Origin of the sequence: Streptomyces clavifer, from assembly GCF_036345975.1 — a bacterium.
Taxonomy (GTDB): Bacteria; Actinomycetota; Actinomycetes; order Streptomycetales; family Streptomycetaceae; genus Streptomyces; species Streptomyces clavifer.
Genome location: NZ_CP107794.1, coordinates 52,162 through 73,048 on the forward strand (window position 1 = coordinate 52,162; position 20,887 = coordinate 73,048).

The 20,887-nt window shown below is 68.1% G+C and carries 15 protein-coding genes and 7 pseudogenes; 6 read left to right on the top strand and 16 right to left on the bottom strand.

All coding sequences use genetic code 11. The features are described from left to right. Nucleotides 1-37 precede the first annotated feature (37 nt). The 7 genes and pseudogenes from OG927_RS33795 to OG927_RS33825 form a co-directional block, all read right to left on the bottom strand. On the bottom strand, nucleotides 38-448 hold the full coding sequence (locus OG927_RS33795; protein WP_056792951.1) for a four-helix bundle copper-binding protein: 411 nt from the start codon (nucleotides 446-448) through the stop codon (nucleotides 38-40). A 146-nt stretch (nucleotides 449-594) separates the two neighbouring features. Further along, on the bottom strand, nucleotides 595-1,110 hold the full coding sequence (locus tag OG927_RS33800; protein ID WP_330321412.1) for a DUF4396 domain-containing protein: 516 nt from the start codon (nucleotides 1,108-1,110) through the stop codon (nucleotides 595-597). A gap of 716 nt (nucleotides 1,111-1,826) precedes the next feature. Beyond that, on the bottom strand, nucleotides 1,827-2,513 hold the full coding sequence (locus OG927_RS33805) for an HNH endonuclease family protein (RefSeq protein WP_330321413.1): 687 nt from the start codon (nucleotides 2,511-2,513) through the stop codon (nucleotides 1,827-1,829). A 185-nt stretch (nucleotides 2,514-2,698) separates the two neighbouring features. Then, nucleotides 2,699-2,950: pseudogene (locus tag OG927_RS33810) on the bottom strand (helix-turn-helix domain-containing protein); the annotation flags it as partial. 184 nt (nucleotides 2,951-3,134) lie between these two features. Beyond that, nucleotides 3,135-4,046 carry a phosphatase PAP2 family protein gene (locus OG927_RS33815; protein ID WP_330321414.1) on the bottom strand — a complete coding sequence of 304 codons (912 nt, stop codon included), beginning with the start codon at nucleotides 4,044-4,046 and terminating at the stop codon, nucleotides 3,135-3,137. A gap of 95 nt (nucleotides 4,047-4,141) precedes the next feature. Then, nucleotides 4,142-5,098 (bottom strand): hypothetical protein, encoded by a 957-nt coding sequence (locus tag OG927_RS33820; RefSeq protein ID WP_330321415.1) that lies wholly within the window; start codon nucleotides 5,096-5,098, stop codon nucleotides 4,142-4,144. Continuing rightward, nucleotides 5,095-5,436 (bottom strand): PadR family transcriptional regulator, encoded by a 342-nt coding sequence (locus tag OG927_RS33825; protein WP_031089935.1) that lies wholly within the window; start codon nucleotides 5,434-5,436, stop codon nucleotides 5,095-5,097. The genes OG927_RS33820 and OG927_RS33825 overlap by 4 nt, the downstream gene beginning before the upstream one ends. A 231-nt stretch (nucleotides 5,437-5,667) precedes the next feature. Between OG927_RS33825 and OG927_RS33830 the strand changes: the two are divergent. Beyond that, nucleotides 5,668-6,090: pseudogene (locus tag OG927_RS33830) on the top strand (IS630 family transposase); the annotation flags it as partial. 1,658 nt (nucleotides 6,091-7,748) lie between these two features. On the opposite strand, the pseudogene OG927_RS36205 reads toward OG927_RS33830, so the two are convergent. Together OG927_RS36205 and OG927_RS33845 are read right to left on the bottom strand one after the other, a co-directional pair. Then, nucleotides 7,749-8,158, bottom strand: a pseudogene (locus OG927_RS36205) (helix-turn-helix domain-containing protein); the annotation flags it as partial. A gap of 192 nt (nucleotides 8,159-8,350) precedes the next feature. Then, a complete protein-coding gene (locus OG927_RS33845; protein ID WP_056792955.1) occupies nucleotides 8,351-8,701 on the bottom strand; it encodes a putative quinol monooxygenase in 351 nt (116 codons plus the stop codon). A 159-nt stretch (nucleotides 8,702-8,860) separates the two neighbouring features. Between OG927_RS33845 and OG927_RS33850 the strand changes: the two genes are divergently transcribed. Next, nucleotides 8,861-9,235 (top strand): MerR family transcriptional regulator, encoded by a 375-nt coding sequence (locus tag OG927_RS33850; RefSeq protein WP_056792956.1) that lies wholly within the window; start codon nucleotides 8,861-8,863, stop codon nucleotides 9,233-9,235. Nucleotides 9,236-9,555: 320 nt separating this feature from the next. Here OG927_RS33850 and OG927_RS33855 read toward each other — a convergent pair. The 6 genes and pseudogenes from OG927_RS33855 to OG927_RS33880 form a co-directional block, all read right to left on the bottom strand. Beyond that, nucleotides 9,556-10,057 (bottom strand): annotated as a pseudogene (locus OG927_RS33855) (Tn3 family transposase); the annotation flags it as partial. Nucleotides 10,058-10,278: 221 nt separating this feature from the next. After that, entirely contained in the window at nucleotides 10,279-10,662 is a 384-nt protein-coding gene (locus tag OG927_RS33860; RefSeq protein WP_056792960.1) for a DUF6009 family protein, read from the bottom strand. A 126-nt stretch (nucleotides 10,663-10,788) separates the two neighbouring features. Further along, nucleotides 10,789-12,357, bottom strand: a complete 1,569-nt coding sequence (locus OG927_RS33865) for a DNA primase family protein (RefSeq protein WP_056792961.1) — start codon at nucleotides 12,355-12,357, stop codon at nucleotides 10,789-10,791. Continuing rightward, on the bottom strand, nucleotides 12,354-13,430 hold the full coding sequence (locus tag OG927_RS33870) for a bifunctional DNA primase/polymerase (protein WP_330321419.1): 1,077 nt from the start codon (nucleotides 13,428-13,430) through the stop codon (nucleotides 12,354-12,356). The genes OG927_RS33865 and OG927_RS33870 overlap by 4 nt, the downstream gene beginning before the upstream one ends. A gap of 588 nt (nucleotides 13,431-14,018) precedes the next feature. Next, nucleotides 14,019-14,496 (bottom strand): annotated as a pseudogene (locus tag OG927_RS33875) (recombinase family protein); the annotation flags it as partial. A gap of 225 nt (nucleotides 14,497-14,721) precedes the next feature. Continuing rightward, nucleotides 14,722-15,738: an aromatic alcohol reductase gene (locus OG927_RS33880; RefSeq protein ID WP_330321420.1), complete on the bottom strand. Its 1,017-nt coding sequence runs from the start codon at nucleotides 15,736-15,738 to the stop codon at nucleotides 14,722-14,724. A 123-nt stretch (nucleotides 15,739-15,861) separates the two neighbouring features. Between OG927_RS33880 and OG927_RS33885 the strand changes: the two genes are divergently transcribed. After that, nucleotides 15,862-16,239, top strand: coding sequence for a MerR family transcriptional regulator (locus OG927_RS33885; RefSeq protein ID WP_330321421.1), 378 nt, complete (start codon nucleotides 15,862-15,864; stop codon nucleotides 16,237-16,239). Between the two features lie 104 nt (nucleotides 16,240-16,343). Here the strand turns inward: OG927_RS33885 and OG927_RS36105 are convergent. Further along, nucleotides 16,344-16,822, bottom strand: a pseudogene (locus OG927_RS36105) (Tn3 family transposase); the annotation flags it as partial. On the opposite strand from OG927_RS36105, the pseudogene OG927_RS33895 reads away from it, so the two are divergent. The 3 genes and pseudogenes from OG927_RS33895 to OG927_RS33905 all read left to right on the top strand — a co-directional run. Then, nucleotides 16,806-17,194: pseudogene (locus OG927_RS33895) on the top strand (macro domain-containing protein); the annotation flags it as partial. The pseudogenes OG927_RS36105 and OG927_RS33895 sit on opposite strands and share 17 nt — an antisense overlap. A 254-nt stretch (nucleotides 17,195-17,448) precedes the next feature. Further along, the gene (locus OG927_RS33900) at nucleotides 17,449-18,129 is read left to right on the top strand and encodes a hypothetical protein (RefSeq protein ID WP_330321422.1); all 681 of its coding nucleotides are present in this window, start codon (nucleotides 17,449-17,451) and stop codon (nucleotides 18,127-18,129) included. Between the two features lie 29 nt (nucleotides 18,130-18,158). Next, nucleotides 18,159-20,714: a DEAD/DEAH box helicase gene (locus OG927_RS33905; protein WP_330321423.1), complete on the top strand. Its 2,556-nt coding sequence runs from the start codon at nucleotides 18,159-18,161 to the stop codon at nucleotides 20,712-20,714. Nucleotides 20,715-20,887 lie beyond the last annotated feature (173 nt).

Genomic DNA, 20,887 nt, shown 5'->3' on the forward strand with positions numbered 1-20,887 from the left:
GCGGGCCGGACCGCTGGCCCCGCGTTACCCGTCTTTGTCAGGCGAGGGCGCCGAGGAGTTCGTTGCATGCCTGCTCGCAGGAGCGGCAGGCTTCGGCGCAGACGCGGCAGTGCTCGTGCATGTCCGCGTGCTGCCCGCATTCGTCGGCGCACGCCTGGCAGACCATGGCGCACGCTTTCAGGATCGCGGCGGTGATGTTGGCGTCGTAGCCGGTGTGCCGCGAAAGCACCGCGGCCGTCGCGGTGCAGATGTCGGCGCAGTCCATGTCGGTGCGGATGCACTTGGCCAGGTCGCCGACCATGCCTTCGGACAGGCAGGCGTCCGCGCACGCTGTGCATGCCTGTGCGCAGGCGATGCACTCCTCGATGCAGCGGGTGAGTTTGGTCTGGTCGATGTCGCCGAGGTCGGCCGGGTAGGTGGCGAGCATGTCCTTGACGGTGCTGGACATCAGCGTGCCTCCTCAAAGCCTGGGGTCGGCGGATCCGGGTCGGTCGCCTGCAAAATCTCAGGCACACCTCCAGCTAACGCCCCTCTACGCGAACGCGCCCGGCCGCACCGTTAAGGGTGCGGCCGGGCGCGGTGGCGAGCGATGGGTCAGTGGTAGGCGTGGACGACGGCGTGGCCCTTGCCGCGGCCGATCATCCACTTGTTGACCGGTGTCGTGATCACGAAAGCCACGGCGAAGCCGCCCAGCAGCGCCGTCCAGAACAGCGCGTCCGACAGGTGGGCGTCCATCGCCCCGGGGACCAGGGCGATGATGCCGTTGTCCACGAGTTCCATCACCGCGATCGAGACGGTGTCCGCGGCCAGCGCGACCTTGACCGCGCTCTTCCAGTCCAGGCCGGCCCTCCGGACCGCGAAGAGAGTGAAGGAGTAGCCGAAGACGAACGCCAGGGCGATCGCCAGGATCATGGTCTCAATGTTGCCCCACAGGAGGGCAGTGCCAATGATCATGCCGAGGATCTCGCCGATGGCGCAGCCGGTCAGGCAGTGCAGCGTCGCCTTTACGGCCGTCCCCCAGGACGCGCTCGCGAGCCCGTGGCCGCCGCCGTGGGACTGGTGCGCGGCGTGATCGCGTGCGGTACCGGTGTGGTGTGCGCCGTGGTCCATGACCGTCAACCCCAATCCCGTCCAGTGTGACCCGCTCCCAGCGGACTCACAGGACAACCTTATACCCCCCTGGGGTATCACGGTTGGCAGACGTTGTGGCTGGAACCCGACGCGCTCGTAGCGCCGCCCCACAGAGTTCCCAGCCCTCCCGACTCCCGACTCCCGACTGGGACGATCTGGAGCGCCCCGAGCACCGCATCCCACCCTCGAACCTGACGGAAGGTGGAGCCGCCGCTGGGAAGCGGCAGTCGGCGTCGCGCTCGCCCACCTCATCGCGGTCACCCAGGACCGCCCGGTGACCCTCCCCGTCGGCCCCGTGGCCGAGCTGCTCGGCCACGCCGCCGGCTGCTACCTTTCCGCCGGGCCCGGGGCCAGGTCCATGGATCTAGCCGGCCCTCGGATGTAACTGTCCCAACCCTGTCCCGACGTTCTCCTTGTACCCCGCCACCCCCTCGCGGGCATGCCCTGGCGTCCGCCCTGCGACGAGGGGCCGTAGTGCCGCTGGACAGCGGGGTCTGGGCGTACCTTGCCCACCCAGGCGAGACCTCACCAATACGCGCGACCGTGGTGCTCCCAGAGGGCGTGCTACGCGACGACTACCCCCTGCCCCCGCGCCCCCAGGACCCACTGGCGCCCCACCACGGCGCCTTCCAGGACATCCTGGCCCGGCCGCCGCCGCAAGCTCCCCGGCTACACAGGCACCACAACACGTAACGCTAGGGCGCAGGCGTGTAGGCGACGACGGTGTCCTCGCAGGGGCCTTCGGCGAACACCTTCAGTGCCTCGTGCTCGGTGGCGTCCGCGGTCAGCTGCCAGCGCAGCTTCGTCGCCACCCACTCCCCCGCGTACCGGCACTGTGCGTCCGGTGACGGCGGCAGCCACTGACCCGGATCCTGATCCGACTTCTGCCTGTTCGAACGGGCGGTCACCGCGACGAGCGATGCCGCCGCGCCCTGGTCGTTGGCGTACGCCTCACGGCGGGCTGCCGTCCACGCGGAGGCACCGGAGTCCCAGGCTTCCGCGAGGGGAACCATGTGGTCGATGTCCAAGGCGCCGGGGTCGGCGACCTCCTGACCGTCGTAGTACGAGAGCCACGTGCCACCGGTCAACTTGCACCCGGCCCCCACAGTCGGCGCGACGATCGCTTCCGCGAGCAGCACCTCGTTGCGGGTGTTGCAGCCATCTGCCAGGTCGCCGGAATTCCAGTGGCGGAACGCCGTGCGGACGTAGCCGGTGCGGTCCTCGGCATCGACTTGGACCAGACCGATGGCATCAGCGAGCGTGGTCACTTCCGCAGCCCGCAGCCCAGGGGCAGCATGCGCGGCCTGGGCCGGTACGGGAGCAAGGAGGGGAACGAGGGCGAGAGAGAGCGCGCCGAAACCGCGCACGAGGTTCTTGATCATCACTCCGGCGTTCTACCGGTCGCCCAGCACCCAGCACGTGCTCAACAGCTCCTGGTCACTCGCACGGACCAGGGCATTCACCGCAGGAACGTTTCGAAGCCCCGCCACCTGCAGCCGCCCGAGCCGTCACCAAGGATTGGAAGGGCACGCCGTTGGTCAGGTGGCGGCGACCTGGTGCCTGGCTGCCGGCCGCCCTTGTATTTCGGGTAGAGCGAGTCGAAGTCGTCGGTGTTGAAGTTGTGGATCACATCGCGGACCCGGTCGTCGCTGGTGAACGACACTTCGGCGATCTTCGCCAGGGGGATCCCCTGCGCGGACAGCAGAACCATCTGGGCCCGCCGCCAGGTCACCACCGACCCGGTGCCCCTGCGGATAATCCGCAGCAGCCGCCGGCCCTCGTCATCGTCGATCTCCCTGACCTGCACTCGTTCAGCCACGTGATCATTCTGGCCGTCCGGTTGCCGCGCCGGGCGACACCGGCCTGTTGACCGGACTACGGGAGGACACGCCGGGCGGGAGCGCGTCCCCGCTCAGGCGTCGACGGCTTCTACGACTGGGCGGTGGCGTCGGACCGCCGCTCTGCCAGGATGCAACCGGTTCCCGCCCGGAGCCGGCGGGTGGTCAGTCCAGTGCGGGACGTGTGCGGCGTGCGGTGTGTGCGGGCCGCCCGACTGCGGCGTACCAGACCAGGGCCGCACATATGAAGGCCGTCGCCGCGGAGACCAGTGACCTTGTGAGGGTGTCGGGCCGTGCGCCGGAAACGAGGGCGACGATCAGTGCCAGCGCCAGGGCGATGACATGCAGCGCACGAGGGCTCCGCGTGGCGCCTGGGGCGGCGGCCGGCGGCAGCAGCCAGGTTGCGAGGCCGTAACAGGCACAGGCGAGCAAGGTGGCTCCCAGCACTTCGCTGGGCCGGTGGCCGCCCATGGTCGCGGTGGCGGCGGCGATGCAGGCGAGCCACAGCACACCGGCCGTGGCGACGTAGGGGCGGATGCGGGGGGAAACCACGAGGACGGCGGCGAGGGTCAGCGCGGCGGGGATGACCGTGTGCCCGCTGGGAAAACCCTGATCAAGGAGATTCTCGGGCGCGCCCACCAGATCGGGGCGGGGCACGGTCGATTTGAACACCTCCTTGGCTCCGATCGCGAGAATGGCGACCCCCAGCGCCGCGAACCCCTGCCGCCAGCACCGTCGTACCAGGGTGAGGAGGACGATGACGGCCAGGCCCGCCATCACGGTGGGCTTGGCGCTCAGTTCCAGCGGCGGCAGGGGCGTCGAGCCGTAGACCGATCCTGACAGGGGGTAGATCCATGCTGCTTCGCCACCCTGTATGCCGAGGTAGAACCAAGGGTTCTCAGCTCGTTGTCCCCACGGGGTGCAGATGGCGAGCAGGTAGACCGTCAGGAACCCCAGGGTGTACAGCAGGGCCGGCATCCACGGCCGCGTCGTACACGACGGGCTGGTGTCGTCGGGGGCCTGCCTTGAGGCCCCCGGACGGTGCGCGGGCAGGGACGGAGAATCGTGCTGAGTCATCGCTCTGTTTCTTCCGTTGGGGGGAGTTCGGTCACGCACGTGTTGCGGCACGACGTGGGCCTCCGGGCTCGGTCGGCCCACCGTGGGGTCCGCTCCTATTCGGCGAGTGCCTGCCCCTGTCGGAGCTGGGCGGCGATCGCCAGGGCGGGGAGGGGTGCGATCAGCAGGATGAGGACGACCAGGTCCGGAAAGGACTGCATGAACGCGTCCGGACGGACGACGATCGCCTGCGTGCGGACGATCGCGACCGCCGCGACGGGGATCAGCCACCGGCGGTCGCCGGTGGCGGCCGTCGCCGCCCACGCGGCGATCAGCGCGGCGATTTCGAGGGCGAACAGACCGCGCTGGAAGGTCGGACTGACAGAGATGATGTGCAGGCCCCCTGCCACGAACGTGGCGAGCACGACAGGGACCAGCCAGCGGTACGAGCGGCGTCGCAGACGGCTGGGACGACAGAGCGCCAGCACGGCGCACGCGGCGCACAGCGTCCCCGAGAGCACCAGGTCACGGGCCGTTATCGGGGCGCCAAGACCGTAGTAGCTCAGGCCCGCCTTGCCCTCGTCGCCGAAGAGGATGCGGCCGTGGGACGTGGCGCCGGCCCAGATCATGGCTGCCGCGGCCGGCAGCGCGATCCACGCTCTGCCGCGCAGCAGGGCGATCAGGCAGCCCAGCGGGAGCAGCCCGTAGGGCAGCAGCCGTATCCGTGTGGGACCTTCGGCCCACGGGTACCAGCCGGAGAAGTGGAAGGCGATGGCGTGCTGTCCGGGGTCGATGTGCAGTGCCCAGTGCCACACATCCTGCAAGTACGGAACCAGCGCTAGCGCGGCGAGGGCCAGGGCGGCCAGATGGATGCCGTCCAGCCACCAGGGCCGGGCCGTGTCGTCGACGACGGCACGGGCGCGGGCCTGCACCCCGGCGCGCACCAGGGCGGCAACTTCCCGCGGCGGGGGCCAGAAGCGGCCGGGGTACGCCTCGGACAGGCAGGCCAGCACCTCCTCTCCCTGCCGGGAACGGTAGGGCTCGGGATAGGCCGCAAGCAGCAGACGGTTCATGCCGGGGCCGCTCCGGCATCCCGCGAGTGTCCGATGACGACGGCCGCCGCCTGCTGCATCCGCAGCGCCTCCCGGCCGAGCGCCTCGGTGCCGTCCTCGGTGAGCCGGTAGTAGCGCCGCGCCCGCCCGTCCACGATCTCCTCATGCCCGGCGGCCACCAGCCCGGCCCGCTCCATCCGCTCCAGCGCGCCGTAGAGAGTGCCGACAGCGATCCGGAGCCGCCCGTCGGTGGCCTGCTCGGCAGCCTTGATGATGCCGTAACCGTGCAACGGACCATCCATGAGTGCAGCAAGGATGAAGTACTGCGGTTCCGTCAAGGGAGGATTCTGTCTGCGCATGCATCGAGGATATATCGAGCTACGAAATATATCTGCCAGCCATGGGTGATCAACGGCAGCACCTCCACGCCCGCGGCGAGCGTCACCCTCTCCCGGCCGGCGGGCGCGACGGCGATCTCCTCGACGCACCCGCGCGGCGTTGGCGGATGCTCACCGCGACCTGGTCCGGGCCGAGCGGAATGTGCTTCCCACCGTGTCCGCCGGACTCGTCTCACCTCTGTTGAATCTTCCATGGACCAGACCCTGTTCGCCGGGACCGGCCGGGAGATCAAGAAGATCGCCAAGTCCAAGCCAGCCGAGCACGGCTTGCCGTTCTCGACCTGGAGTCCAGCCAAGCTGGCCGACTTCCTGGTAGCAGCGGGGGGCGTTCGACGACATCAGCCACGAGGGCCTTCGGGCCCCGCTCCGCGAGGAAGGCGGCTGATTTCAATGCATAAAGACCTGGAAGACCTCACACGACTACGCGGCCAAGAAGGCCCAGGTCGAACACCTCTACGCGATCAAGGTCATACACGAGGAAGGCGAGCCGAAGTCGTCCTCTGCATCGACGAGTTCGGGCCGCTCAACCTCCAGCCCCACCCCGGGCGGCAGTGGACCGAACGCGGCGGCAGCCACAAGGACCCCGCCCTGGAACCGAGGCCCCGCCGGCGGGCGCCCGGGCCCGGCTGGTGCGGTATGCCGAAGAGCCGGGTTGTGGGCCGGCTGGGCGAGTTGGCGAAGCGACATGCCTGGTGGAACAAGGATCTGCGCGGAGATCGGCCACGCCTGGCCGAGGATGTGCGCGGGGTGCTGGAGCCCGAGGCGGATCTGCTACGCGTGACGGGCGGGTTCGAGGAGTGGTGGTGGCTGTCGCCCGCTGCGGCACGGTGGACGGTCCTGTCCGAACAAGCCCCGGTCCCCGCCCAGTGCGGTGATGTTGCGAAGGGTGTGAAGCGGTGAGCGCGGTGGCCGAGATCGAGCGGTGGTTGCGGCGCTGGCATCTGATCGGCGCCGGCGTGGACAACGTCTGGTACTACACGCGTGAGGTGCTGCCCTGCCCGTCGGGGCGGTGGCTGGCACGCGGCCCCAACGGCACCGGGAAGACGACTCTGCTGGAAGGGCTGTGCCCCTTCCTCCTCAACCCGGTGCACATGCACCTGAGTTCCGCCTCGGGGCGGGCGACGAGTTTGGTGTCGCTGATGAAGGGCGGCAGTACCGGAAAACGGCGTTTCGGGTGCTTGTGGCTCAGCTTCGGCACGCCCGAGGATCCGGCCAGCGGGGACGCGGACGCCGGAGAGCAGCACTACGGGCTGCGCATGGAGTACGCGGCGAGCAGCAACAGCGTCGAGACGGTGCCCTTCCGGCTGCCGGTCGTCCCCGGCCACGACGGCCAGGACCTGTCCACCATGAAGCGGGACGACTTCTGTGCGTGGGTAGCGGCGCAGGGCGGTGCGGTCTTCGCGTCCGCCGACACTTATGTCGCCGACCTCGCCCAGCGGGTCTTCGGCTGCGGACCGGGCACGCTCAAGCGGATCGCCCGGCGGATCAAGAAGGTCCGCAACCCCGGGCTTTCGCCCGCCGACGCCACCGCCGAACTGCGCATGGCGCTGCCCACCGTCAGCCAGGACACCGTGCGGTCGGCGCAGGAGGCGCTCGCCGCTGCCGAGGCGACCCGCCGGCGCTACGAGCGGGACGCGAAGACCGCGCAGGTCCTCGAAGACCTGTCCGCCGCATGGTCCGGCCCCACCGGCCTCGTCGTCCGGGGAATCTTCAACTTCGAGACCTTGCAGGTCTATGCCGCGACCACCCTCCCCGGGTTCTGCCGCCTGACCGCACCGGAGGAATCCACGCTCGTGGAGCAGCAGGACGCGGCCGCGATCCTGACGAACGGCTCACTCGCCTACCTGACCTACCGGAAGGTCAAGGACGCCCCGGAGCCGGCCGACCGCATCACGGAGTTCTTCATCCACGCCTACGGCCCAGAAGCCGAAGAGGTGGCGGAGCGCTTCGCCCAGTGCGTACGCGTCTGGGACCGCGAGGTGCGCGAGAGCGGCTATCCGCCGATGACCGTCCACCCGGCCGCAACGCCCGACAACCAACTGCCGCCCGGCGATGTGCTCGACAAGCCCAGCGCACGGCTCGTCTTCCAGTGGCCGGGCCGGATCCCAATCGACGCGCTGAGCTCACCCGGCAGAGCGCCTTCCGCACCGGCTCGTCCCCGTTCGCGGTATGACCGGCTGCGCGGCCCTCGCCTTCGCCCTACCGTTGACCATCGTCATCTCCGGCACTGCGGTCCTCACCCTCGGGGCCGCCGTCTACGGCCTTCGCAAAGGCACAACTACGCGCAGAGCGGGCCGCTGGGCGAGCTTGGCCTGCTGGGCCGAAGCCCGCGTCCGTAGGCAGCTGCATCAGCGGTAGCGACTCGGTAACGGTCTCGCTCGGCCGCGGTTGCGGGCGATCTCGGGGGAGACGGTCGAAGGGGACTGGCCCAGCCGCTTGGCTAGCTGCCGGGCCGATTCTCCCGCCGCGTGCCGCGAGAGATCTTCTCCCTCTTGCGGCCACTCAAATGCCGCTCTGACCGCGCTTGCGGGACGAGGCAGACGCCGCCGCTCTGGTACAGGAAGCGACGAGCGTGCTGCATCGGTGCCCCGAGCGTCTGCCCGATCAGGCTGAACGACTGCCCGTCGCGCCAGCGTCTCCGTATCTCGTCCTGCTGCGCCGGCGAGAACCCGTAGTCACGCACCTGTGCCTCCACGTTCACATGATCATCGGTGGGTGGTGCGTTGATCATTTGAGGGTGCCATTCTTTGCCGACAGGCGGCCCGCAGCGTGGACCGACCAGCAGTCGTACCTCTGCCCGCATGCCGCGCCATCGCGGACGGCGATCCGGTTGCGGCTGGCCTCGCGAGACGCGGGGCCAGCCGTGTGCCGTGGGTCAGGAGAGGGGGTGCAGCCAGTTGGCCTCCAGTTCCCCCTCGACCAGGCCCGCGATGGCGGCGAAGTACGTCTGCATGAACGGCTGCGAAACGTGCGCCAGCAGGTGGGCGCCGGAGGACCAGCGCTCGTAGAAGGCGAAGGCGCCCGGCTGGTCCGGCGTGGTGTGCACGACGTACTGCTCGCATCCGTCCTCCTTGAGGGTGAGCCGGATGATCGCCTGGATCTCGCCCAGCATGCGGCCCTCCTCGCCCGCCTTGGCCCGGGCGTATCCATATACCGCGACTGGCGTGTCCGAGGCGAGAATGGCGGCGGGGATGAGGCCGTCGGGTGTCGTGTCGTCAGTGCTCATGGGGTCCTACTCCGTCATGGTCGGTTCCGCCGGTACTGATGGCCGGCTACCGGAGTGTAAAAGTTGACGTTAACGTGAAAGGCAAGTCGGATGACGAACCCCGGGACGGTCCCACAGCAACCGGGACCCAGCGGCATGCGGAGCAGAGGGAGCGACGGGATGCGAATCGGCGAGGTGGCATCGGCCGCGGGAGTGAGCACGCGGGCGCTGCGCTACTACGAGCAGCAGCAGCTCATCGCGTCGAGCCGCAGCACGGGCGGGCAGCGCCTCTACACCCCGGACACGGTCGAGCGAGTGCGGTGGATCCAGCTCCTCTACGCTGCCGGGCTGAGCAGCCGGACGATCGTGGAGTTCCTGCCGTGCGTGCACACCGGTATCGCCGGCCCGGAGATGATCGCCCGGCTTCGCGCGGAGCGGGACCGCCTCGACGATCACATGCGGGACCTTGCCGCCACGCGAGCCCGACTGGACTCTGTCCTCGCCGCCGCCGAGTTCGGCGCGACACGGCCGGCCGACGAGGCCGCGGGGGGCTGAGGCTCGACCAGCACGCGCACGCCTTGGCCCGGTGCCCAGGCCGAGGACGCCGAGCTGGTCCTCCATGCCCTCGCGGTAGCCGACGACCATATCCGGGCCGGGGACGCCGAGGAGTGGCTGTTCTCGGACTTCAGCTGGGCGAGGTTCGACACCGAGGTGCATCTGACGCGCACGCTGGGCCGGTTCGAGGGCGGCGTTGACGCAGACCCGGCCCATTGGAGACTCCTTGGAGGAGTGCACGGCCTCCGAGTTCCACTTCCCGGTCCGCGACTGGGAACCTGTGCCGCTACAGCGACTGGTTCCTGCTCTCAGTGCATGGTGCTGCCCTGGATCGTCGAGCGGCGGCGGTAGCCGGGCTCGTCGGCCAGGCGCAGGATGTACAGGGTCTTCGCGATCCGCCCGTAGTGCGCGATCGCGTCCCCGAGTGGGGTGACCCGTCCGTCGCGGGAGAGCATCCGGATCACGTCGTAGGCGCGGACGGCTCCGGTGTGGATGGAGCCGATGACACGCGTGATGTCCTCCCAGTGCCGCTCGATCCGCGCGAGGTCGACTGGACCCGGCTGCGGGCCGTCCTGGAAGGCGCCGTAGTCGGCCGTGCGGTCGATGCGCCACATCGTCTGATTGGGCAGGTCCGCCAGCTGCGGTGCGTACGCGAACCCGGCGAGCGTGAGCAGGCCGAAGACGATGTCGCTGTACGAGGGGGTGTTGGTGACGATCATCTCCGGACGGCGGCCGCCGTCGCGGTCGTAGAGGACGTCCAGCACGTGCAGGGTGTCGCGCGGGGTGCCGGCCACGTTCTTCCCCGCCGAGACCGGCGGCTTGGGTCATCCCCGCAGTAGTCGCAGCCTCGTCCGCAGGACGTGACGGGCACCCGCTGAGCGACAAGCTCACTCTCAACTCGCAGATCCTGTCCGGGGCGAACCGGATAGAAGCAGGGGCCTGCCCGGCGGAGGGCCTGAGAAGATTCCGCACGTCCGGACCACCTGCTGGATGATGGCGGTTCTGTGGCCTTGTCGGTTGGCGTGGCTATGCCCGCATAGCTATTACTTGCTGGTGGTTGCTATCGCGGCGGGGCCTCTTTGGGAACGTGGTGTTTTGTCGCCGACGCGGCGGGGTTCGATGGTGCGGGGGTCGACGGCTTCGCCAGGTGCGCCTTCGTGGTAGGGGCCGTCGGGGTTGGAGTCGCGGTCGTGCGGGAGGAGGAAGAAGACGCGTCGGAGCTGGAGGCCGCTGTCGGGGTCGGCTTCGGCGTGGGCGTCGAGTTCGGTGTAGCCGACCATGCGCCCGTCGCGTTCGTAGCGGGGCTTGCCGCGGCGGCGGGGGGTCTTGTCGAGGGCTTGGCGGACATAGTCGAGTTCGTCAGGGTTCTCCAGCCAGACCACTGCGTTCTCGTGGCGGAGGTCGCTCTCGTTCAGCAGCGAGCTCATGGCTGCATCCCCTTTTCATTGTTTTTGCCCGTTTGCGGGGTGGTCGTTGTGCGGAGCGCACGTTCCCAAGTGGGGGCACCGTGTTCAGGATAGGCGGCGGGGGTGCGGACGCGTAGGGCGCGAGAGTCATGCATGGTCAGCCTGTGGGTCTTCGTCTGCGAGGAGACCGAGGCCTGGGTAGTACTTCTTTCCGCTGGATTTCATCATGTCAGCGGGTGAGGCAAGGGAGAGTTCCTGGCGGACTCGGGTAGCGAAAGCGCGTGCGGTCGCGGGGCGGATGCCTTCACCGGCTTGGCACCAACTGCTGTAGGTGGTGTAGAGAAGGCCTTGCTCGACGCGGAGGTCTGCTGTGGCGCGGTCGGGGCTCTTGTCTGGGCTGTCGGTGGTGCAGCATTCAGCGAGAAAACGGCCGATGTGGTCTTCTGTGGTGGCGTAGGCCTCTGTGGCGGTGCGGACGGTGGCAGGGCCTGCGAGAGGGTCGCGGGTGGCGAGGTAGAGCTTGGCTCCTTCGATGAGCCATTGGAGGATGCCGGGGCCTTCGCTCTGAACGAGTTCCTTGGCCAGGTTGTCGATCTTTCGGGCGGCGGGGACGACACGTTCGAAGGGGATGAGGCGGATGCGGCGCCAGAAGGCGTGGCCGCCGGTGCCGACCTCGGGACGGTGGTTGCCGAGCAGCCAGAGCTTGTGGGTGGGGTTGAAGCTGAAGTAGTCCTGGCGCATGCGGCGGGCCATGATGCGGTCACCACCGGTCAGGAGCTTGACCCTGCTTTCGTCGAACTTATCGTTGGGTTTGAGTTCGGAGCAGACGACAATGCGGCGTCCGTGGAGTTCGGTGAGTTCAGTGGAGTGCTCGGAGAACTTGCCCTTCTCCATGAGGAACCCGGGCGGGGCGGCCTGGGCATAGTCGCCGAGGATCTGTGTCATCACGTCCAGAAGGACGGATTTGCCGTTGGCACCGGTGCCATAGAGGAAGGGCAGGACCTGGGCACCGACGTCGCCGGTGATCGAGTAGCCGAGCAGCAAGTGCAAGAAGTGGATGGTTTCCTTGCCCTTGGTGTCCTCGCCGAAGGTGTCGTGGAGAAAGCGGTGCCAGCGGGGAGTCGGCATTGTCTCGGGTGCCACTCTGGTCGCCCGGGAGTGCATGTCGGCTTCGGGATCTGGCTTGTGAAGATCACCGCTGTAGAGGTTGACCACACCGGCCGGGGTGCACAGGGCGTATGGGTCACCGTCCAGGACGTCGGGGTCCAGCGCCAGTGCAGGGGAAGCTTTGGCCTGGGTGAGCAGCGCCTTGATTCCGGGGGTGGACATGGACCTGCGACGGTGGGCGTTGATTTCCCGGTCGTTGAAAGTACCGGTCGGGTCGGTGGCCGGCATCTGCTCAGCGAGGTCTCCGGCCGCCCAGACGGCGGCCTTCTCTCCGCCGCTGCGCTTCCACCGGTACTGGTCCCAGTGGTACCAGCCCAGGCCCTCCACGTGCCGGAACTGGTCACCGAACATGATGGCGAACAGTTTGGCGTTACCGCGGTCGGTGAGCATCGCCGGAAGCAGGCCTTGGGGCAGGGCCGGTTCGTGGACGGTGATGCTCGTGGTGTTCTGCTGGGCAGGCAGGCTGGGCGGGGGCGGCTGGACTTCGAGCTCGAGCATTTGCTGAGCCGCTGCCGTGGCGTCGAAGCGTGGGCTGTCGGCGCTGCTCATGGGCGTCCTTTGAGATGGAGCGGCCGGCTGGCGCCGGCGGACAGGGCAGAGGAGATGACGGCGCTGCTGTGGCGATGGCGGTGCGGGCGGGCAGCATCGGCGACGGCAGTGAGCAGATCGTGTGCTTGGCCGGGGTCCAGGTGGCCGGCGGCTACCAGGCCGCCGGCTGTGTAGGCAGCACGGTTGAGCTTTTCCGTGAACGCTGTTCCTTCGGAAGCGGTGGAGCAGGCCTCGACCTGGGCCAAGAGGGGCTCGAGGAGATCGTGGCCTTGTTGTCTGGCCTGAGTCGCTCTGCTGGTGAACGGGCGAGGGTTGGGTTTAGGGACGTTGTTGACGAGGTGCCCTGTGCGGTGGAGTTCGGTAGCCAGCCAGCTGGGGAGCGGGGCTGGGATGCGTGTCGTACCGAGCGCGCGGTAGAGGCCTGCGGCCGTCCGTGTTGCTGGAGTGACGATGTATCCGCCGCTGGCTCGGATGTCTACTTGCCACGCGAGAGCGACTTTGGGGCTGGAGCCCGTGGAGGACTTGTACTGGGGGCTATGGCTGGGGACCTGGTACCAGACGTGGAGCCCCCCTGAGGGGGTTCGGACTCGAAGGGTGGAGTCGTCGTCTGCTGGGCTCTTCTTGCCCCGGAACGCGGCAAGAAGAGCGAGGGTGTCAAAACCTGAAGCCAGGCCAGCGAGGTTGACACTGTCGTGAATGGGGATGCCAGGCAGGAGCCGGTTGCGGTCAGGGACTTCAGCGCTGTGAGCGTCGATGTCGAGGACGACGAGGTGCGCCGGCCCGCAGGAGACTCCGACTCCGAGGCTTGGGTTTTTTCCCCACCAGGCCTCCAGGAGTCGGGGGTCGGTCGTGGCTGCGTGGAAGCCGTGGCACCACTTGCCTGCAGAGTGGCAGGGGCACTCGTAGGGCCGGTGTGTGGATTCCCGGCAGGAAGCGCAGTTGGCTGCTGGGGTTTTTCGTCCTGCGGCGAGAGGGTGGACGGGCCAGCCGTTTGTCGCGCACCAGCGCGCGACATCGTAGGGACTGGCGTGTCCCGCGGTGCGGGGAACGCTGGTCTGGCTCTGACGCGGCACGCTGATCGTCCTTGCAGGGGGCCAACAGTCCTTCAGTCCCTGACACTAAAAGACCTGGTCAAACGGTTAGTGCTGCCAAATGAGGGACCGAAGGGACTCAGTTTTCCAATGAGCCCAGAGCCTACAGCAGGGCATCGAGGTTACGTGTAGCCGTTTCCAACTCTGAGTCCCTTCGGTCCCTTAAGCCCTTGGGGAGTTGGAGGTAGGCCCCTCCTCGGCGTCATGTGGGCCGAGCGTTCCCCGCCGGGCGTGTCGGTGCCGGCATGTGGGTTCGGAGTGGGGACTGAAGCTTGTCGGCTTGTTCGGCCCTTCTTCAGTCCCTCATTTAAACCTGCAGGTCAAGCACCCGATAGGTTCCTTCCGAGGGACTGAAGGGACTGAAAGTTCTAGTTATGAGCTACACATGACTAGGGCTGCTTGTCTCACGCGTACGCATACACGCACGCACGTGATCTGTGGAACTGGAAAGTTGAGTCCCTTCAGTCCCTCCAGTCCCTTGCCCTGCTCACCGACATGCCTGTGACCTGGCTTTATGCAGAGGGACCCAAGACAGGGACTGAACAACAGCAGACCACCATGATTGTGACGGGGTCGGCCGCCGTGCTTGCCCTTGCGGGCCGCGGTGTCGAGCCCTTCTGGGGTCGACACCCGGATGTTCTCCCGCTCGGTCTCTGCCATCGCGGCGAAGAACGCGAACAGCAGCTTGCCGGGCTAGGTGGGGTCGTAGATCCCGGGAAGGGGTCCGGCGAGCATCTCCAGGATGAGGCCGTGAGCGCTGAGGTGATCGGCGAGCGCGGTGAGTTCGGCGGCGTAGCGGCCGAGGGCGAGCGCGGCCTCGAACTGGGGGCGCACCCGGACGCGGGTGCTGATCTTCTCAGAGAACACCTTGTCGCGCGGGTTGCCGTGCTTGGCCAGCGCGTTGAGCTGTGACTGGAGTACCTGGGTGAGCGTCGAGCAGCGGGCGTCCCCGATGCGGATGTCGGCGGCCGAGGTGTCGGCGCGAGGGCGAGCGGGCAGGGTGCCATGGCTGGCCGGGCCCGCGGTCGGCGGGGGTGGGCAAGCGCAGGAGCGCGAGCGGCACGGCGAGCCGGGGTTCAGCGCGGCCGCGCAGGCTCAGTTTCTGGTCCCGCAGGTGCAGTGCCATGCCGAGCATGTCGTCGTCGGTGACGCTCGCGCCGCCGATCCCTCTCCCCCGCAGACGAGCCGGCTTGTGCCCCTCCAGCGGTCGCGGATGTACTCGCACTCCATGCCCGACATCACGGCGAGCACGGCGAAGACGACGCCGTCCAGGTCATGGCTGCCTTGGAGGTCGCCGGTGAGGAACGGCAGGCCGATGCCGCCCGCGCGCAGGGGGCTGGGGGATGCGTCCGGCGGCGAGGTTTTCCTCGATCCATTGGCGGAGGTCGGTCACGGGGATCGTGTGGCGTGCGTTGTAGGTGTCGTCCTTGGCCCACGCGATGCCGCGGCCCTGTGCGAAGACTGCCCGGTACTTCCGCGTCATGTTGTCCGGGTCGGCGGCCAGCTCGTCGAGCAGCGACGGAACCGTCCACACCTCACGGCGGAACGGACGCTTCAGCACGGTCTCGAGCGTCTCGGCCAGCTCGTCGTAGGTGATGGTGTCACCGGCGAGGTAGACGATTTCGTCGCGGATGCGAGGTTCGGCGAAGAGGATGTCCGCGGTGAGGACGCCGATGTCTTCGGGCGTCGTCACGGTGACCGCCGTCTCGAGACTTCCCAGCGCGTTGACGGTGTCGTCGGGCAAGTCCACCATGCCCGAGCCGGGCTCGAAGAGGTAGTTCATGAACATGCCGGTGGAGATGATGACCCACTCGGTCTGGTCCTGGGACCGGAGCAGGTCACGGACGTCCAGCTGGGAGTCGAAGATGTCCTGCGGGCTTCCTCGGCCGGTGACGTCGAAGTCGACGCCGAACTGCCACGGGAAGTACCGCGGGACCCTCGCCTGGAGGGCGGCTTGGGCGACCTTCATGGGGGTCTCGAGGCCGGCGGTGATGCCCGTGCACCCGATGACCGTGTCGTAGTCGGCGAAGATGGAGGCGAGCTCGTCGACGGTGTTCTTCACGAGGTCCCCTTCGACGATCTTCACACCCAGGTTCTTGATCTCAGCGACGTCGCGTTCCTTGTCGGGTGCCGTGGACGCGATGGCGCTGGCCCGCAGGAGCACGCTGACGGAAGAGCCCTCCACGTCCTTCGCTCGGCGGACGACGTTGCGGATGACGGGCATGCCGAGCTCCCCGGCTCCGATGATGAGGATGTCCCGGGAGGCGGGGATCGAGCTGTCGTTTGTCATCTGCAGGGCCCTCTCGTGTTCGTCTTTCCCCAGTGTGTTCTGGTCGCTGGGGTCTCGAGAATCACCGTAGACTTTGACATCAGTGTCAAGGTCAAGTCGTCGGCTGACGAGGAGGAGCGAGTGATGAAGATCAGCGAGGCCGCCCAAGAGGTAGGAGCCCCGGCTCGGATGCTCCGCTACTACGAGCAGCAGGGGCTCATCGAGTCGTCGCGGTCGGCCAACGGTTACCGCGACTACTCCGAGGACCAGGTCGAGCATGCACGTCACGTCCGGGCGCTCGTCGAGGCTGGTCTGTCGACGAGGATGATCAAGATCGTGCTGGACATCGAGGCTCCCTCGACCCAGGACGCAGCAGGCGCATGCACCCAGACCCTGGCAGGGGAACTCGCTCACGAGCTGCGCGTCGTCGAGAACAGGATCGTGTGCCTGGAGAAGAGCCGAGACGCGGTGATCGACTACCTCCGGCGAACGGGCCATGCAGACCTGCTGACCCCAGCGTGACTCGCAACCCCGAGGATCCGAGGATGGAGGGGCACGGCCCCGGCCTGTGGACGACGTCGGTCACAACGACGTCGCCCACAGGCCGCCTGGCCAGCGCCCATGCGGGAAGCAAAGATGGCGCAGCTGACCAGCGCGCGGTAAAGCTGCTCCAGCACGCACACCACGTAGGCGTCGCGGTCTACCGCGCCCTGCGGCAGGTCCTTGTTCACGTACACCGCCTTGCGCCAGTACGGCGGCAAGACCTTGTTGTCGACCTCCCGCTTCAGCAGCGGCTTCTTCGTCACCTGGCGCCGACTGAGCGCGGGCAGGCCCTTGACCGCGGCCAGGACCCGCTCCCCAGCCGGGGCGCGCCGAGCATCTTGGTGTCGCCGAGCAGCGACAGGAACGGGCGCACCGTGTTGTAGCGGTTGGCCAGCGCCTCGCGGATCGCGATCTCCGCCAAGTCGTCGTCCTCCGGGACCAGGCTCGCGACCGTGGCGGCTGCGCTCCACAGCTGGACCCTCGGCGCGATCTTCTCCAGGGCCTTCCACATCGCGGCCGCGTCCACCGCCTTGCTGCTCTCTTCGATGTGCTCCAGCTCCTCCGTGAACGCCCCGACGATCACGCTCATACGCGGAGACACCGCTGAGCAGCACGCAGACGTTCTGGTCGATGCAGCCAGCTCCCCATTTCTGGGCGGCGGTGGGGTGGGCGGAGTGATCCACCGGCGTGGTTGACCCGAGATCCTTGCTGCTTGCCGGGATCCGGGAGCCTCGCACTATGAGAAGGGCCCGTGAACCGGGCAGGCTGTGGCGGCGACTGCACGCGGAGCATGTCCTTTATACGGTGGGTCCTGTCTGGTCGCCCGCGGAGGACCGCTCAGTGTTGCTGGCCTCCTGCTATCGGGAGGCCCTGCGGGTGGGGGCAGTTCTTGGGAGACCGGACCGTTGCCTTCCCGGCGACCTCGACGGGCGTCTAGGACTGGCTGCTCGACGACGGGGCGCGGAGCACGCCGCGCACGGTGTGAGAGGCCGCGCACCCTCCGATTACCGAGGCCGGGTTTGCACTCTCCGATGAGGGGCGTGCGCGCGATTCGACGATGCGTTGACGGCGTAGGCCAGCCACGGTGCACCAGCCCTCTGGGAACAGATGACCTCCTTCTCTGCCGACCTCTCAGAGCTTGCGAAAGTTTTGTTGTCAGGTTTGAGATTGGGTGTGTAAATTGTCACCATGATCCATGACGTAGGGCTCGGTGACGCTGAGGACAACGGGCACGCCAGTTTCTCGACAGCCTTGCAAAACCTGTTGTGGGCTGAGGCAAAACGGCGCGAGGGCCTCGCACCGCATGATCACCCGCACGGCCTGAATGCCCTTCAGCCAGACTCTCCCGCTGCTCGACGCCTGCACCTGCGGCATCTGGAGGTCGCTGCGGAGTGCGATCTGATTGCCGAGCAGGTGATGGCGGACCTCGCAGTTCGGGCAGGCCGGGCGGGGGCTAGTTATCCGGAGATGGGGTCCGCCGCGAGGATCACGAGGCAGGCCGCGAGGAACCGCTGGCCGATGGCCGTGGGTACTCGCTGGTATCTGCACACTCTGACCGGACGCAAGGACCCCCACGGTGTGGGCGTGGCGCTGCTGCGCAGCCGGGACAAGGCGGTCAGTACCGGCTGGGAAGCGGTCCGTAAGGGCGATGCGGCTTCCGGTGGGGTTGTGGCCGCGGTGGTCTGTAATTCCGAGCGTCGGGTGGTGTGGGGCTGCCTCTTTGACTTCGTTCAATACGACGCCGTCACGACCGACCTTCCCGCCGACCTTGTCGAGGTTCCGGACGCCGGCGAAGCCCACACGAAGTGGGTGTCGCGGTGGGCCCTGTTCGTGAACTCGGAGATCAAGCGCCGGACCGCCCGCCCGTGACGACCCTCGTGAAGGAGGGGAAGATCCTCATGGCGAATTTTGACTTGTGGCCTCATCAGCGTGAGGCGGTCGATGCTGTCCTGCGCGCCCTGGAGCTGCCGTCCGGTGTCCGTCTCCCTGCACGCGGGTTGCGGACCCAGGTCATCATGGCGACCGGTTCGGGCAAGTCGCTGGTCGCGGCCCGCAGCGCGCAGGAGCTGCGGGCCGGCCGGGTCCTGGTCCTGGTCCCGTCTCTGGACCTGCTGACTCAGACCGAGCAGGCGTGGCGCACCGGCGGCCGTACCGGCCCCGCGATCGGTGTGTCTTCGCTGCGTGGTGAGGAGGCGTCCTTCCCGAACACCACTGACGTCGGGGAACTGGTGGAGTGGTGCCGGGGCCTGGAGAAGGTGACCGTGTTCGCGACCTACGCCTCCCTGGGTTTGGGCACGCTGGAGCGGGCCCATCAGGGCGGGTTGGGTGGGTGGGACCTGATTGTGGTGGATGAGGCGCACCGGGTGTCGGGCCGGATCGGGAAGCCCTGGGCTGTTGTTCATGACAACCAGCGCATTCCTGCTGCTCGGCGTCTGTACATGACGGCGACCCCCCGTTTGTGGCAGCTTGATGAGGATGCTCCGGGGCGGCCGGGTGAGCTGGTGGCCAGCATGGATGACGATCCGGAGGGCCTGTTCGGGGGGCGGGCGTACACGCTGACCTTGTCGCAGGCGGTGGACCGGGGTATCTGTGCCCCGTATCAGGTGGTGTGTGTGGACGTCACCGATACCGAGTATCAGGCTGCCCTCCTGCTGGGCGTCAAAGGGACCACTGCCCAGGTGCGTGGGGCCCGGCTCGCCGCCCTGCAGACCGCCTTGGTGAAGGCCTCCGCGGAGGAGAGCTTCAAGCGCACCCTGATCTTTCACCATCAGGTGAAGGAGGCTGAGGCGTTCGCGGCCGGCCTGCCCGACGTCGCGACCCGCCTGCACCGGAGCGAACCCGAGCTCTACCCCAGGGACATTTGGGCGGACTGGCTGTGCGGTGAGCACAAGCCGCTGCACCGCCGCCGCGTCCTGGACGAGTTCGCCACCGGTATCGCGAGCGACGGCACGGTCGTGGAGAAGAGCTACCTCAGCTCGGTGAAGGTCCTCGGCGAGGGCGTGGACACCCGCCACTGCGACTCGGTGTACTTCGCCGACGTGCGCGGTTCCATGCCCGACCTCGTCCAGGCCGTGGGCCGCGCCCTGCGCATGCAGCCCGGCCAGGGCAAGCTCGCCTCCCTCGTCGTCCCGGTCCTGCTCGGACCCGGCGAGACCGCGCAGAACATGCTCACCAGCAAGGCCTACAGTGCACTGGCCAAACTCCTCGAAGCCCTACGCGCGCACGACGCCCGGATCGTGGAAAACCTCGCCGAACCCCAAGCCCCCAGCCGCTACCATCCCCCCACCACCGACAGCGACGAGGCCACCGCCGACACGGAGGAAGGACGAAGCGACGGGCCGAGCGCTCCGGCACGGGAGCTCCTGAAGTTCAGCACCCCCAGAGACCCGGCCGCCCTGGCCGCCTTCATCAACCTGCGGATCCTGGACCCCGAGCACGAACACTGGCGGCGCGGCATCGAAGCCTGCACCCTCTACCTCCGCGAACACGGCGACCTACGCGTCCCCTTCACCTACCGCGCCCCCTCCCCCACCGCCCAACAGGACGCCGCTGGCGTCGGCGCCGCCGCCGGGCGCGAGGGCGCCACAGGTTCTGCGCGTAGGTGGCCCGCGAGCTTGGCAGGGTTCCCGTTGGGGCAGTGGATCGCGGATGCTCGCAGGCAGTACGCCCGCGACTCGATGACCGAGGACCGGGTCGTTCAGCTGGAGAAGTTCGGCATGATCTGGTCCCACGTCGATGTTGCCTGGGACGAGGGCCTCGCCGCGGCCCGGGCCTGGGCCGAACAGAACGGGCACCTCCTCGCCCCGACGGACGCGACCTATGAGGGGGCCAACGTCGGGATCTTCCTGAAGAACGCCCGGGCCGCCGCCCGCCGGGCAGACGACATCGAACGACGCCGCGCCGAAGGCCTCCCCGTCACCACCAGCACCTGGGCCCTGTCCGAGGAGCGCCGCGAGCAGCTGGAAGAGATCGACGCCTCCTGGTGTCCGACCTGGCCCGTCACCTGGCAGCGCGCCTTCCACCTCGTCCGACTCCACCTCGAAGCCGGCGCAACCCTGCCCACCCGGCCCGGACAAGTGATGGCCCAGGGCGAGGACCTCGGCCGCTGGGTGCAGACCGTGCGCACAGGCTGGGACAAACTCACCGGCGCCCAGCAATGGCTGTGCGAACACGTCCTCGGCATCGAACCGGCCGACGAAACCGAGACGCCGAAGCCACGCACCAGCCAGGCCGACAAGTGGGCCATGCACCTGACCGCAGCCCGCCAGTTCTTCGACCGAGAAGGCCACCTGAAGGTACCCCGCAAGCACATCGAGACGATCAGCGTCCCCGGGCCTGGTGAGAAGCGTCCGCTGAAGCTCGGCGCATGGGTCGCGAACCAGCGGACGCGAGCGGCAGCCCTCACACCGGAACGGGTTGAGCAGCTGTCCGCCGTCGGGATGCGGTGGACGTAAGCCAGCTCCGCTGTCGACACCGGTCTCCTTCGGGACCGCCCTGACCGTCGTGGCAGTGCCGCCCAGCGAGGAACGGCCCGCTGGGTGCGCGGCGCACTCTGGACACGTGTACGGGCAGCTGCGGAGATCCACGACTGGACCGGCAAACCGCCTGTGAACAAGGAGAGTTCAGC

Excerpts from the sequence above, each read along its gene's own strand:
- OG927_RS33860 (WP_056792960.1), bottom strand. The coding sequence starts at position 10,662 with ATGAGCTCGCTGCTGAACGAGAGCGACCTCCGCCACGAGAACGCAGTG.
- OG927_RS33820 (WP_330321415.1), bottom strand. The coding sequence starts at position 5,098 with ATGAACCGTCTGCTGCTTGCGGCCTATCCCGAGCCCTACCGTTCCCGG.
- OG927_RS33815 (WP_330321414.1), bottom strand. The coding sequence starts at position 4,046 with ATGACTCAGCACGATTCTCCGTCCCTGCCCGCGCACCGTCCGGGGGCC.
- OG927_RS33880 (WP_330321420.1), bottom strand. The coding sequence starts at position 15,738 with ATGACAAACGACAGCTCGATCCCCGCCTCCCGGGACATCCTCATCATC.
- OG927_RS33800 (WP_330321412.1), bottom strand. The coding sequence starts at position 1,110 with ATGGACCACGGCGCACACCACACCGGTACCGCACGCGATCACGCCGCG.
- OG927_RS33845 (WP_056792955.1), bottom strand. The coding sequence starts at position 8,701 with ATGAGCACTGACGACACGACACCCGACGGCCTCATCCCCGCCGCCATT.
- OG927_RS33795 (WP_056792951.1), bottom strand. The coding sequence starts at position 448 with ATGTCCAGCACCGTCAAGGACATGCTCGCCACCTACCCGGCCGACCTC.
- OG927_RS33905 (WP_330321423.1), top strand. The coding sequence starts at position 18,159 with ATGGCGAATTTTGACTTGTGGCCTCATCAGCGTGAGGCGGTCGATGCT.
- OG927_RS33885 (WP_330321421.1), top strand. The coding sequence starts at position 15,862 with ATGAAGATCAGCGAGGCCGCCCAAGAGGTAGGAGCCCCGGCTCGGATG.
- OG927_RS33865 (WP_056792961.1), bottom strand. The coding sequence starts at position 12,357 with ATGAGCAGCGCCGACAGCCCACGCTTCGACGCCACGGCAGCGGCTCAG.
- OG927_RS33900 (WP_330321422.1), top strand. The coding sequence starts at position 17,449 with ATGATCCATGACGTAGGGCTCGGTGACGCTGAGGACAACGGGCACGCC.
- OG927_RS33805 (WP_330321413.1), bottom strand. The coding sequence starts at position 2,513 with ATGATCAAGAACCTCGTGCGCGGTTTCGGCGCGCTCTCTCTCGCCCTC.
- OG927_RS33825 (WP_031089935.1), bottom strand. The coding sequence starts at position 5,436 with ATGCGCAGACAGAATCCTCCCTTGACGGAACCGCAGTACTTCATCCTT.
- OG927_RS33850 (WP_056792956.1), top strand. The coding sequence starts at position 8,861 with ATGCGAATCGGCGAGGTGGCATCGGCCGCGGGAGTGAGCACGCGGGCG.